General features: G+C 64.7%; 13 protein-coding genes. 7 read left to right on the top strand and 6 right to left on the bottom strand.

Annotation, left to right across the window (positions count from 1 at the left end):
* The coding region (locus ABC729_RS16455) for a phage tail protein (protein WP_495608696.1) at nt 1-256 on the bottom strand (256 nt) is incomplete at its 3' end.
* A gap of 406 nt (nt 257-662) precedes the next feature.
* On the opposite strand from ABC729_RS16455, the gene ABC729_RS16460 reads away from it, so the two are divergent.
* Genes ABC729_RS16460 through ABC729_RS16470 form a run of 3 tightly spaced genes read left to right on the top strand, consistent with a single transcriptional unit; the run spans nt 663 to nt 3,693 of the window.
* Complete coding sequence (locus tag ABC729_RS16460; RefSeq protein WP_495608697.1) at nt 663-824, top strand: hypothetical protein; 162 nt, start codon at nt 663-665, stop codon at nt 822-824.
* A gap of 12 nt (nt 825-836) precedes the next feature.
* Nucleotides 837-2,735, top strand: a complete 1,899-nt coding sequence (locus tag ABC729_RS16465) for an asparagine synthase-related protein (RefSeq protein ID WP_495608698.1) — start codon at nt 837-839, stop codon at nt 2,733-2,735.
* The gene (locus ABC729_RS16470) at nt 2,728-3,693 is read left to right on the top strand and encodes a sulfotransferase family protein (protein WP_495608699.1); all 966 of its coding nucleotides are present in this window, start codon (nt 2,728-2,730) and stop codon (nt 3,691-3,693) included. The genes ABC729_RS16465 and ABC729_RS16470 overlap by 8 nt, the downstream gene beginning before the upstream one ends.
* Here ABC729_RS16470 and ABC729_RS16475 read toward each other — a convergent pair.
* Complete coding sequence (locus ABC729_RS16475) at nt 3,688-4,596, bottom strand: hypothetical protein (protein ID WP_495608700.1); 909 nt, start codon at nt 4,594-4,596, stop codon at nt 3,688-3,690. The genes ABC729_RS16470 and ABC729_RS16475 overlap by 6 nt on opposite strands.
* A gap of 112 nt (nt 4,597-4,708) precedes the next feature.
* Here ABC729_RS16475 and ABC729_RS16480 point away from each other — a divergent pair, with 112 nt between their 5' ends.
* Nucleotides 4,709-4,993: a PqqD family peptide modification chaperone gene (locus ABC729_RS16480; protein ID WP_495608701.1), complete on the top strand. Its 285-nt coding sequence runs from the start codon at nt 4,709-4,711 to the stop codon at nt 4,991-4,993.
* Entirely contained in the window at nt 4,990-5,922 is a 933-nt protein-coding gene (locus ABC729_RS16485) for a putative 2OG-Fe(II) oxygenase (RefSeq protein ID WP_495608702.1), read from the top strand. The genes ABC729_RS16480 and ABC729_RS16485 overlap by 4 nt, the downstream gene beginning before the upstream one ends.
* Here ABC729_RS16485 and ABC729_RS16490 read toward each other — a convergent pair.
* Both ABC729_RS16490 and ABC729_RS16495 read right to left on the bottom strand, forming a co-directional pair.
* Complete coding sequence (locus ABC729_RS16490) at nt 5,892-6,443, bottom strand: recombinase family protein (protein WP_495608703.1); 552 nt, start codon at nt 6,441-6,443, stop codon at nt 5,892-5,894. The two genes, ABC729_RS16485 and ABC729_RS16490, sit on opposite strands and share 31 nt — an antisense overlap.
* 131 nt (nt 6,444-6,574) lie before the next feature.
* Nucleotides 6,575-7,762, bottom strand: a complete 1,188-nt coding sequence (locus tag ABC729_RS16495) for a glycosyltransferase (protein ID WP_495608704.1) — start codon at nt 7,760-7,762, stop codon at nt 6,575-6,577.
* A gap of 215 nt (nt 7,763-7,977) precedes the next feature.
* On the opposite strand from ABC729_RS16495, the gene ABC729_RS16500 reads away from it, so the two are divergent.
* Nucleotides 7,978-9,339 carry an exopolysaccharide biosynthesis polyprenyl glycosylphosphotransferase gene (locus tag ABC729_RS16500; protein ID WP_495608705.1) on the top strand — a complete coding sequence of 454 codons (1,362 nt, stop codon included), beginning with the start codon at nt 7,978-7,980 and terminating at the stop codon, nt 9,337-9,339.
* A complete protein-coding gene (locus ABC729_RS16505) occupies nt 9,339-10,136 on the top strand; it encodes a glycosyltransferase family 2 protein (RefSeq protein ID WP_495608706.1) in 798 nt (265 codons plus the stop codon). Before ABC729_RS16500 ends, ABC729_RS16505 begins: the two co-directional genes overlap by 1 nt.
* A 10-nt stretch (nt 10,137-10,146) precedes the next feature.
* Here ABC729_RS16505 and ABC729_RS16510 read toward each other — a convergent pair whose 3' ends face one another.
* Both ABC729_RS16510 and ABC729_RS16515 read right to left on the bottom strand, forming a co-directional pair.
* Entirely contained in the window at nt 10,147-10,974 is an 828-nt protein-coding gene (locus ABC729_RS16510) for an FkbM family methyltransferase (protein ID WP_495608707.1), read from the bottom strand.
* Nucleotides 10,971-11,879, bottom strand: coding sequence for an FkbM family methyltransferase (locus ABC729_RS16515; protein WP_495608708.1), 909 nt, complete (start codon nt 11,877-11,879; stop codon nt 10,971-10,973). Before ABC729_RS16515 ends, ABC729_RS16510 begins: the two co-directional genes overlap by 4 nt.
* Nucleotides 11,880-11,920: the final 41 nt, after the last annotated feature.

Raw genomic sequence — 11,920 nt, forward strand, 5'->3', positions numbered from 1 at the left:
CCGTTTCGGCACCCGCCGTATTGCCGACATAGTTCGGCATGCCCAGGGGGGTGCCATACATGCCGGCCATGGCCCGGCCATTGAGGTTTGGCAGATTGAAATTGGTCTTGCCGTCGCCCCCGAACTGAGTCCCCAACAGGGCATAGAGGGCGGGGTTCTGCTGGATCGTCAGCGACTGGCCGTTGCAAGCCACCCATCCATAGGGGATGGTCTGGAACGGGAAAAGACGGATTTCACCAATGAAATAGTCGGACACGGTTGCCTCCCTATTAGGCATAGCCTGACAACCAACCTTGCAACGAACAGGCTTGTTCCGTCCAAGGAAGATTGCTAGCAGGAAGTCATATATCCACCCCTGGATGCAAGGGGTATGAAGATTTAAGGTTGTTTTTCCTGGAATAGTCATAATACAATAATCATTGCATAATCGCTGATTGTCCGTTCATGAACGGTATATGAACAACCATATACTTGGCCGCTCTGCAGGCTCCCGATGCCCCTGCGGCCCTGTCTCCCCGAGTCTGGTATGGCTGAAACCGGAAGGGATGCCACCCTTGTCAGGGACGGGTGTATCCTTTATGATCGCAACCAGTAGAAGAGTGGCGGGGGTTTGCTTCCTCGGACTGCTCTTGCTGTCTTGCAGACATGTACAGGATATGGATATGAACGCTCCCAAGACGGTCGGAACCTCCGATCATGCCGCCGGCCAGGATGCGGATCGTCTTCCCTGGACGGTGCCCGTCCTGGCCGTCTATGATGCTACCCGCCTGACGCTGGGTAGCAGCGACCAAACAAGTGATGGCGGTCTGAATACCCATTCCTGAGCCGTTTCTTCCATGTTTCTGGCAGCAACGGGCTCAGTGACGCGTGGTCTCATCCACCATATTCCATCCGGCCTGAGAGCCGTTGGCCTTCACCAAGATGCCGATTGCGGCATCGTCGGTTTTGACCATGAGCCCGCGCCCCGCGGACGAGGGCGCCCTCAGCCGCGTTCCCTTCCTCGCGGCCCCTCCGGAGCGGTAACCCTGATCAGCGGGGCGCTCTACAATCTTCCCGATCTGGCGTCGGCCTTGGGGATGGACCCGTCTTTATCTCCTCCACTGCTGGTCGATGCTGTCATCGACCGTTGGGGGACGGAAGGACTTGCCCGCCTTAATGGCGATTACGCCCTGGTCCGCTGGTCGCCGCACGACCGCTCGCTGCTGCTGGCGGCCTGCCCCATGGGCTGGGACAGTCTGTATCATGCGGCCACGCCCGACGGGATCCTGGTTGCCAGCCGCCCCAGCTGGTTGCTGGCCTTTCCAGAGGTTGATGCCGGGCCGGATATCGATACGCTGGCCCTGCGGCTGGCCAAGATGGAAAACCGGATCGGCGACCGCACCCCCTGGCGTCAGATCAAGCGCCTGCAGCCGGGCCAATATCTGGAATGGCGGGACGGGTCCGCGCGCATTGCCCCCTTCTGGTCGCCGGTACCGCGTCGTACCTTGCGATTGCCCCGTGATGGGGATTATGTGGAGGCGGCGCGCGAGCATCTGGATCGCGCCGTCGCTGCACGCTGTCCCAAGGGCACGCCCATTCTCTGTACGCTGTCGGCGGGCCTGGATTCCCCTGGGATCGCCGCCACGGCGGCCCGGTGCCATGACGCGCCTATCCATACATTGACGGTCCGACCCGACCCGATGGTGCCCCTGCTGAAACCCGATGCCTGGCATTTCGGGGATGAATGGGACCGCCTGCAGCCTTTTCGGGACCGCTACCCATCCCTGACGGCGCATGTGGCCGATGCCTGGCAGCCCGATATGGCGATGGAAATGCCGGGCGGGCTGTTGCAAAGCCGTGATTGGCCCGCCAAGGGCTCATACCAGATTGCCTGGGCCACGCTTCCCCTGGAACGTGTCGTCCGCGAGCAGGGCATCCAGGTGGTCCTGGGCGGCGATGCCGGTAATGTCACGCTGAGCTATACGGGCAGCCATGTTGCCGCCGACCAGTTGCTGGCGGGCCGCGGCCTGTCGGCCTGGCGCAATCTTATCCCTTATCGGGACGATTGGACGGGGCGTCCCCGCGCGCTCTGGAGCCAGGGGTTGCTGCCTTTGCTGTCTCCTGGTGTGCGTAGGTTGGTACGCCGGCTGCGGGGGCAGCGGGATTTCTGGTGGCAGGAATGGAGCAGCCTCCGGCCGGAGGTGGCACAACGTCTGCAACTGGATGACCATGACCGGCCTCTGATCCGGACGGGCTCGCCCGACCTGGACCGACACATCAAAATTATCGATTACCACCGTCACAACAACGCCCAATACAACCACTTCCTGCAGCCTCGGAACTGGTCCTGGCGCGATCCCTATACCGATCTGGCCCTGGTGGAATTCTGTCTGTCGCTGCCGCGCGATCAGTTTCGTCGGGATGGGGTGCCCCGCCTGCTGGCCCGCCGGACCCTGGCCGACCGGGTGCCGGACACGATCCTGAATGAACGCCGCATCGGGTTGCAGCATGCCGACTGGTATGGCTGGATGAGCCGGCGGCGTGAGTGGATGGCGGCAGAGATCGACCGGATCGAACGCTCACCCCTGGCCTGTTCCATCCTGGACACACGCCATATGCGCGCCATCCTGGACGCCTGGCCCGCCACAGCCGACGAGGCCGGGCGCTTCCCCACCTCCCACCGGTTGCGCAAGGGGCTGGGCGAGGCCTTGCGGGTGGGGCAGTTCATCTTGATGCAGGAAGGTCGCAATGAGTGACAACGGCCTGCCGCTGATGCCGGTGCGGGCCGTACCAACGGCCGAGGGCGGGCATTTCCTGCTGCGTCCTGTGGGACCGAGTGATTTTCTGTTCGGCCTGCATGGAAGGCCGCTGGTAGATGACCCGGTCACCCCCTTGCTGCAAGAGGTCGCCATCCGCGACCATGTGCCGGTGGGACCCATCCTGCCGCCGATCCTGTCCATCTGGCATCTGACGCGCTGCGGCTCCACCCTGACGGCCCGCATGCTGTCCTGTATCGAAGCGTTGCAGGTGACGGACGAGCCAGGGGTGCTGGTCGATATCTGCGGTGCCTTCTGGGGCCTGGTACCATCCACCCTCCGGCTGCCGGCGCTGGAGACGGCCCTGCGGTCGCTGGGGCAGCGGCTGCGGCCCGGCGCGCGCCATCTGGTGGTGAAACAATCGCTGCGCAGCGGGCAGGAGCTGGACCTGTTCACGCGGCTGCATCCGGACATGCACCGGCTGCTGATCATCCGCGATCCGCTGGAAATCCTGGTGTCGAACCTGCGCAAACCGCCCGGCTGGCTGAAATTGCGTCATGAGGTCTGGTCGCCCTTGCTGTCGGGCGTGGGGATGGCCACGCAGCGCGGCCTCAGCGACGCGGAATTCATCGCCCGCTGCCTGGGCCGCGCCATCACCGCCATGGCGGTGATGGTGGAACAGGATCCCGCCGGCTGGCTGATCCTGGATTACACGGAACTACCGAGGGCGGTGACGACCCGGCTGCTGCCGCGCCTGGGCATCACGCCCAGCCCGGCCGAACTGGCGGCGATGGAGGAGGTCACGCGGCTGGAGGCCTGGAACCGCCAGGGCCGGCAGCCCTTCCAGGATGACCGCGCCGACAAGCAGGCCGCCGCCACCCCGGAAATGCGCGCCTTGTGTGACCAGTTCCTGCGGGAACCCTGGCAGCGGCTGGCCCTGTTGCGGCAGCCATCATGAAGGATGGCCGGTGGCCAGGGCCTCCACACTGTCGGTCAGGGCCGGCAGGGCGGCCAGATCGTCGGTCCGATCCAGTCGGATGACGGGCACGGCGCGGGCCAGCGTCACCGCCCAGTCAAGGGCGGTACGGCCCTGGTCCAGCGCACGGCTGAATTCGGGCCGGTAGAGACAGCGCAGCAGCAGGGCGGCCGCCGCGTGCGGATCGGCCCGTTCCAGGTGCTGTTCCATCCCCCGTGACAGGACCAGCACCAGGCCCAATGGCAAGGGGGCGGGATGGAACCGGTCCGGCATCGGGATGATGTATTTCTCCAGCCCGTCGCGCACGCGGCGACCGGGGTCCGCCGCGTCGCCGGCCAGTGCTGCCGTCCCTGCCCATAGTTTCATGGCCGGAAAGCCCGGATGCACCAGCCGCGTGACGGGGTCGATCACGGCCTGATCATCGCTGATTAGCCCATGGCCCCGCGCGATCAGGGTGCGGGCCAGGGTGGATTTGCCGGCCCCGCTGTCGCCGGCCAGGGCCACGGCCACGGCTCCCACCGCCACCACGCAGGCATGCAGGGGCGGCAGGCCGCGCTGGCACATCAGCCAGCCGAGCGGCGGGCCGCAAAGCAGGGCATGCAGTTCGGCGGTACTGGTTTCCGGCGGCAGATCCGCCGTGATCTCCCGGCCTTCCCGGATCAGGAAACGCGCACCCCGCAGGGCCTGATGCAGGCCCGTGCCATCGGCATAGATGGACAGGCGCCGTGCCTGGCGTACCGGGCTTTCCGCCGGTGCCGCCACCGGGGCGAAGCGCAGCACAGCATCTGCGGGCCGCGCCGGATCGTGTTCCGGCCACAGGAAAGGCAGGGCGCGTGGGCTGGACAGGGTCAGCCCGTAAATCCGGTACCGGTACTCGCCGGCCATCTCGCCTCTCTCCATCCCGGCCCGGCCGCCCTTGAGCCATGACATTTACAGCGCCGCTCTGCCTCTGCCATAAATGCCCGCCTGTCGCCATGGTGAAAAGCAGGCCGCCTTCATGACCTTCGCGCCCGATACGATCTTCATCCGCTCTTCCGGTCCGCTGACCACCGCGGTGGATGGCGAACTGGTGATGCTGGATATCGATAGCGGTAATTATTTCAACCTGGACAGCATCGGCACGGCCATCTGGGGCCTGCTGGAGAACCCTGTCTGTTTCGGGGATCTGTGCCAGCACCTGCACACACGCTATGACGCGCCGCTGGAGACGATCCGCGCGGATGTCGCCGTGTTGCTGTCCCGGATGCTGGAGCATAAGCTGGTCAGGACGGAGATGCCGTGACCGATGCCACCCCGGATATTGCCGCCCTTGCCCGGCAGGCGGCCTTCCTGTTGCTGCGGGGTCAGGCCGCTGAGGCCGCCCGGCTGTGCGGGCGCGTGCGGGATATCGATCCCAATCTGGAGCGGTTCGACGCCTTTATCGATCTGCTGACCTGGGCCCGACCGCGCGAGCGGCTCTATCCCCTGATCCGCGATCTGGTGGATGCGGGTTTCGCCAATCCGCGCAGTTTCGATCTGCTGGCCGCCGCCGCCATCTGGGCCGGCAACAGTGATGCGGCGCGGGCCCTCACCGATCCCGCCCTGTTGCTGTCCGTCGCCAGCCTGCATGGGCCCGACGATCCCGACCTGGCACCGCTGGCCCGGGAACTGGGCAGCGGTCTGGAGCATTATGCCCAACCCGGCGACCGGTCCATCCGCATGGGATGGCGCCGCAACCATCTGGAGACGGCGGACAGTCCCGTGCTGCGCCGTATGTTCGACCGGCTGTGGCGGGCGGCCCTGGATTATATTGACCGGCTGCCCGTCGATCCGGCCAACCCGTTCCTGCGCTCCCGCCCGCCCGGCCTCAGCCTGCGGGCCTGGAGCGTGGTGTCGGGTGCCGATACCCATCATCTGCCGCATCTGCACGCCACCAGTTGGGTGAACGGCGTCTATTATGTGGAGGTGCCGCCCGTGACAGCCGATGCCGTGGGCAAGCCCGGCTGGCTGCGCGTTGGACCGGCGGCGGGCCGGGGCTTCAATGCCGGTAATGGTTGGGACGAGCGCTGGATACGCCCGGAACCCGGCCTCGTCGTCCTGATGCCCAGTCATTTCAGCCATGAGACAGTGCCTCTGGGATGTGACGAGCGGCGGATATGCGTGGCCTTCGAACTGCACGCGTCGCCGGTGGAACAAGCCGATCAGCGGCTGCCGTCGGCCAGCAGCCGGTAGACCGACGCCCGGCCGATGCCCAGATGCCGCGCGATGGCGGCGGCCCCCATGCCTCCGGCCTTCAACTGCCTGACCGCGTCCGCATCGATGCGGGGTTTGCGACCCTTGTAGATGCCGCGTGCTTTGGCGGCCCTGATCCCCTCCATCTGGCGTTCCCGGCGCAGGTTCGTTTCGAACTCCGCGAACACGCCCAGCATGTCCAGGAAGGCCTTGCCGGCGGCGGTGCCGGTGTCGATGGGCTGTTCAGTGGCGCGCAGGTCCACACCCTTGGCCCGCAGCTCCGCTACGATATCCTGCAAATCCTTGATGGACCGGGCCAGCCGGTCGATGCGGGTGACCAGCAGCGTGTCGCCCGGCCGCAGGAATTCCAGCAGCAGCGCCAGCTCCGACCGGCCCTTGCGGCTGGACCCGCTGGCCTTTTCGGCGCGCACCACGACACAGCCGGCCCGCGTCAGGGTTTCCACCTGGATGGTCACATCCTGGTCATGGGTGGAGGCGCGGGCATATCCGTAGAGGGCCATGGGGGCATTTGTCCCGTTAGGGTCTAAACCAGGGCAGGATAGCGTCTCGGAAATCGCAAACATACCCTTTTGAGACGGAGACCACCGTCTCGCAGGCCTGTCTTGTCAGGGTATACCCAAAAAAGAGCCTGTCAGACTTCCGGCAGCAGGACCGACCAGAGCCGGGCCGCCATCTGATCAATATCCAGCTCAGCCTCTGCCAGGCGTCGGGCGGCGGCGCGCATCGTGGCCCATTGTGCGGTATCCAAGGTCTGGAGATGGGCCAGGGCGGCCTCCACAGCGCCTGTATCCGTGTCGAAAAGCATAGCGGCCCCAGCCGGGGCGGCATGATCCCACGCCAGCCCCCGTGTGACCAGCAGGGGCCGCGCACAAGCCAGCGCCTCCGCGGCGGCATTGCCGAAATTCTCCCGGATATCGCCGCCCTCCAGCCCTGATGGCAGCACGATCATGTCCGCCTCAGCATAAAGTGCCCGCAGGCCCTCCTGATCAAGATAGCCCCGCATCTCCACAGCGTCGCCGCAGGCGGCGGCAATGGCGCGCACCTGATCCGCATAGGCTCCGGTCCCGTCGCCGGCGATCAGAAACCGGTCGCTAGGTCGCCGTTTCTGCCGCCAGATGTCCAGGAAACGCCCGATCCCCTTCTCCGGTGACAGGCGGCCGGCAAAGGCCAGCACGATCCCGTCCTGGACCTCCCTCCCTTGTGGTCGTACTGGCAAGGCTGGCCATTGTGTCAGGTCCAGGCCATTGCCCAACTCAATCACCGGGACCTCCGGCAGCAGGGAGCGCACCCCCGCTGTTTCCAGGGCGCTGGTCGTGTGCAGAGCGCGGGCATGGCGCAGGGTTGGCAGGGTCAGCAGCCGGTAGAACAGCCATTTCAAGGGCTTTTCCCGCCGGATCAGCGCCACATGGGCGGCCAGCAACCCGCCACGAGGAGCGATCATATAGGCACGGCCCGTAAGGCGGCAGTAAAGGGCAGCCAGGGTGGTGGGCCAGGTCGCCAGCCCGTTGATATAGACGGCCCGGGCCTGGGCACAGCAATGCGGCACCATCCACAGGGCCCCCAACCCGAAGCCCCAGCGGTGCCATCGCCACGTCCGGTAAAGTCGAACAGACGAGACGGGCAAGGCCAGATCGGCGGGGCGCAGGGGGGGCGTGCCCACGGAGGCGTTGCTGCTGCACAGCCGGAAAACCTTCCCCCGGCGATCCCAGGCCGCCGCAAGGCGGGCACCGGATTCCGCAACCCCGCCATAGCCGCGCGCCGGTGCCACATGTGTCGTCACCAGGGCGACGGCCCCTTTCTCCTTCCCCGGCTGCGTCACATGTCCATCCCGTGGTGATCCATTATTCTCACTGACAAAGGGGTGATCTTGATATGAGGATTGCTCTGTCTGCGTGCTGTTCGTATGTTCTCGCAAAACTTGTGTGATCGGCGGATATGTCATCTCTTGCCCCGACAGATCAGGAAGCTTGTGCTTCCAGACTGAACCCAACCATGGCTGTTGGGAAACGAAGGGTTGTGCGCCGCGCCGCGCTGATGACCGCTGATATCATTGCCCTTTGTCTGTCCTATCTGATAGCCGGCTTCTCTGTCGTCATCACCGATTTCTACAGCCAGAATGTGCAGTATGGCGATCTTTTCGCCAGCTCCATCGCCCACCGCCCGGCGCAGATGCTGGTGCTGGGCATGGCGCTGATCGCTTGGTTCCATCACCGGGGCCATTATTCGCTGCGCCTTCCGGCCTGGACGGATGTCCGTCATGTGCTGGGGGCCTGTGCGTTCATCATGCTGCTGCACGGCTTTACGCAGTTCGCCCTGAAGGACGCCTATTCGCGCCTTTGGCTGCTCAGCAGCTGGGCGATAGCCGTGCCGGCGCTGATCTGTGGCCGGCGTTTGGCCGGCATGATCCTGAACCGTCTGGGGCTTTGGGAGATGCCGGTTCTGATGGTAGGGACCCCTGGCTGCTTTCCGGGCGCTGTGACCATGCTGACCCATGATCGGTCTCTCGCCTGCCGGATCGCCGCGATGCTGGACCTGTCATCCCTGTCACAGGAATGGCAAGGATCCTGGGCCGCAACCTGCGCCCGGCATGGGGCGGAGATGGTGGTGGTCGCCGCCGATGACGCTGATCTGATGGCCTGTCGCAGTCTGATCGCGCGCCTGTCGCTGGAAGGAGTTCCCTTCATTCGCATTCAGGGCGTCAGTGGCCTGCCGGCCGCCGCGATGGAGGCCCATTACGCCATCGGCCAGGATATGCTGCTGCTGCTGGGTAACAGCCCCCTGTCCCGGCCTCTGGGCCAGATTGCCAAGCGCAGTCTGGACATTGTCGGGGCTCTGGCCATTCTGGCGATCGCCTCCCCCCTCATGCTGGGCCTTTCGGTCATCCTGCTCTGCCAGGGCGGTGGAGTGATCTATGGCCATCGCCGCATCGGTATGGAGGGCAGGCCCTTCGGCTGCTTGAAGTTCCGCAGCATGGTGCCCGATGCCGAAGCCCGCCTTCAGGATTATCTGAAAGACCCCGAGCGCCGGCGCGAATGGGAGGAGACCCGCAAATTGCGGGATGATCCCCGCATCACCGCCTTTGGCCGTGCCCTTCGCCGCTGGAGCCTGGACGAGCTGCCGCAGCTGTTCAACGTGCTGGTGGGGCAGATGAGCCTTGTCGGGCCACGACCGGTCACGACAGAGGAATTGTCAAAGTCTGGCTCTGACCATCCGCTCTATTATCATGTGCGGCCCGGCCTGACGGGATTGTGGCAGGTCAGCGGGCGCAATGATCTCGACCTCCTGCAGCGGGCCGAGCTGGATACCTGGTACGTCATCAACTGGTCGCTGTGGCTGGATGCGATCATCCTGGTCAAGACCATCCCCGCCGTTTTCGGGCGCCGCGGTGCCTATTGATGAGCTTGCCGCGTCTGTCCATCATCATGGCCGTGCGCAATGTCGGGACCAGTGTCGAGGCGACCCTGCGCTCCTTATGTGATCAGACCTGGACCGGCTGGGAACTGATCATCATCGATGGGGCCTCCACCGATGGTACCCTGACCGCCCTCGCCCCTTTCCGGGACCACATCGCCACCCTGATCAGCGAACCCGACCAGGGCATCGCCGATGCCTGGAATAAGGCCCTGCCCCATTGCCGCGGCGAATGGGTCCTGTTCCTGGGGGCGGGAGACCGGCTCTGGCAGGAAACCACGTTGGCCCAGGTCATGCCCGTCCTGGACAGTCTGGCACCGGAATGCGGCGTCTGTTACGGGCGGGTGGCCGTGGCCGACAGGGATGGCCGTATCGTGGAGGAACTGGGCAAGCCTTGGGAAGCTGCGGCCAATGATCTTGCCACCGCCATGCCCATTCCGCATCAGGGCACCTTCCAGCGCCGAGCCCTGTTCGACCGGATCGGCGGTTTCGACACACGCCTGCATTATGCCATTGATTATGATCTCATGCTGCGGACCCTGACCCGGTCACCGCCGCATTTCATGAATATGACCGTGTCTGTCTTCATAGAAGGTGGGGTCAGTACCCGGCCGGAGCTGCGGCTGGCTGTCATGCATGAATATCGACAGGTTCGCCGTCGCTACGGGTTTTCGGCCCGCCCTGGCTGGCTGGATGTCAAGGCGCTAGCGCTTCTGTGTCTCCATCACGCCCTCGGACCGGACCGGTTGCGAGTGATGAGGGGCAGGGCACGAAAATCGTGACCGGTTCGTTCTATTTGGCTGTGGCATAGACAAAGCCAACATCATCGCGCAAATCTTCCGTCAGCCGGCCCCGCTTGTCGATCAGGCGCACATCATAATCTTGCTGGCGCAGCTGGCGGCACAGGGCGGCGGCGTCGCCATGGTCGCGATGGACTTCCAGGGTGATGCGGCGCACTCCGTCAAGCCATGACAGGTCGCCCGCGAACAAGGCGTACTCGCTGCCTTCCACATCCGCCTTCAGCAGGGCGACCGGCCCCGGTCCGGCTAGGGCACGGATTGCGGGGCCATCCAGTGCCACAGCGTCGGCGGCAATAGCTTCCTTCGGCACTTCCCTGTCGGCTTGGTCCGGCGGCAGTGCTAGGGCGCCGCTTCCTGGCACCACAACACCATGCAGGAACCTTACCCTGTCGACGACACCATGGCGCTCCATCAGGCTGGCAAAGGTGGTGTCGAACCAATCCAACGCCTCTACAGCCAAAACCTCCGCCCCCAGCCCAGCACAAAGCAGGCTGAAACTGCCCCGGTTGCAACCCAGATCTATGACCCTGTCGCCGGGACCGGGCCACCAGTCAGGGGTGGGGAAATAAATATGCCGGCAGTAAAGTTCACGGACCAGGGCAAAGGGAACGCCCCGCAGGTCATACCATTGCCCCTTGACGCGGATACGGACAGCACCCCGGTCCATGGCCTGATCAACCGCGCGCAGGCTGTGGTCGTGCAACAGGTTCGGGGCTTTCAAGAGCAGCTGTGTCAGAAACCGCAGCGCTGTCGTCCGGTCGGCCGCGCCCAGGACGGCCCGGGTCTCGTTTATTAACTGTCCCAGGGCTGTGGTCATCATGCCCCCTTCTTCATGAGGGGCAGGGCGGCGTACACAGCGTCCTGCCATTCCAATGGTACTGCCAGGATGTCACCTGCCGGCAAGGGCGCGTCGGGTGCCGCCCAGACCAGACCGCCATCGAAGCGCGGGACAGCCTTCAGCCCGAAGAACTGGTATCCGGGGGGGAACAGTGCCGCCAGCCCTTGCCATTGCCTCACCTTGGCTGCTGTGGCGGGGGAGATTTCGCATTGCACGAAGGGGCGGTCACGCTCCAGCGTTGCGGCCAACCCCGCCAGAACGGGGCTTTCAAACCCCTCCGTGTCGATCTTCACAAAGGCCAGGTCGCGGATGCCATGGGCGTCGACCTCCGCGTCCCCAACCGCCACCACGACCTCGGCGCAGGGTGTTTCCTCATTCTCCGGCACGAAGCCAGCGACCAGAGATCCTGTCCCCGTATTGGCGGATTTCGAGGCGAAATAGGGCAGACAGGCCGCCCTGTCACCAAGGGCCACGGTATGCAGAGATACTGGCAAGGGCGGGTTGGCGGCCAGCTTCTCGCGGATACGGTCGATATTGTCGGGCAGGGGCTCGAAGGCATGGACCCTGGCATAGCGTGTCGCCAGGAAAAGCGTGTGATGTCCGGTATTGGCTCCGATATCCAGGGCCGTCCCCTGCCGCAAACCCGCCAGCCTGTTGATCACGAACAGTTCGCTGGCGGCGAAGGCTCCGTAGAGATAGGTCTGCCAGTCGATGAAACTGTCCAGCCGACCCACATAGCGCAGACCGAAAAAGGGAACATCGAAGTGGATGGGTGTGCCCACAGGCAGCAACAGACGGTTCAGCCGGTCGCGCAGGCCGAAGGGCAGAACATGACGGTGCCCTAGCCAGCGTAGCAGCCTTGCAAGCCATCCCGGCGGCCTGTTCATATTCTCAACCACCCTATCTCAACGTCCCGGCACGTCATCCT

The sequence above is a fragment of the Niveispirillum sp. CC-CTL257 genome (assembly GCF_059489915.1).

Coding starts and splice junctions, on each gene's coding strand:
- ABC729_RS16460 (WP_495608697.1), top strand. CDS start 663: ATGAACGCTCCCAAGACGGTCGGAACCTCCGATCATGCCGCCGGCCAG.
- ABC729_RS16465 (WP_495608698.1), top strand. CDS start 837: ATGTTTCTGGCAGCAACGGGCTCAGTGACGCGTGGTCTCATCCACCAT.
- ABC729_RS16470 (WP_495608699.1), top strand. CDS start 2,728: ATGAGTGACAACGGCCTGCCGCTGATGCCGGTGCGGGCCGTACCAACG.
- ABC729_RS16475 (WP_495608700.1), bottom strand. CDS start 4,596: ATGGCCGGCGAGTACCGGTACCGGATTTACGGGCTGACCCTGTCCAGC.
- ABC729_RS16480 (WP_495608701.1), top strand. CDS start 4,709: ATGACCTTCGCGCCCGATACGATCTTCATCCGCTCTTCCGGTCCGCTG.
- ABC729_RS16490 (WP_495608703.1), bottom strand. CDS start 6,443: ATGGCCCTCTACGGATATGCCCGCGCCTCCACCCATGACCAGGATGTG.
- ABC729_RS16500 (WP_495608705.1), top strand. CDS start 7,978: ATGACCGCTGATATCATTGCCCTTTGTCTGTCCTATCTGATAGCCGGC.
- ABC729_RS16505 (WP_495608706.1), top strand. CDS start 9,339: ATGAGCTTGCCGCGTCTGTCCATCATCATGGCCGTGCGCAATGTCGGG.
- ABC729_RS16510 (WP_495608707.1), bottom strand. CDS start 10,974: ATGATGACCACAGCCCTGGGACAGTTAATAAACGAGACCCGGGCCGTC.
- ABC729_RS16515 (WP_495608708.1), bottom strand. CDS start 11,879: ATGAACAGGCCGCCGGGATGGCTTGCAAGGCTGCTACGCTGGCTAGGG.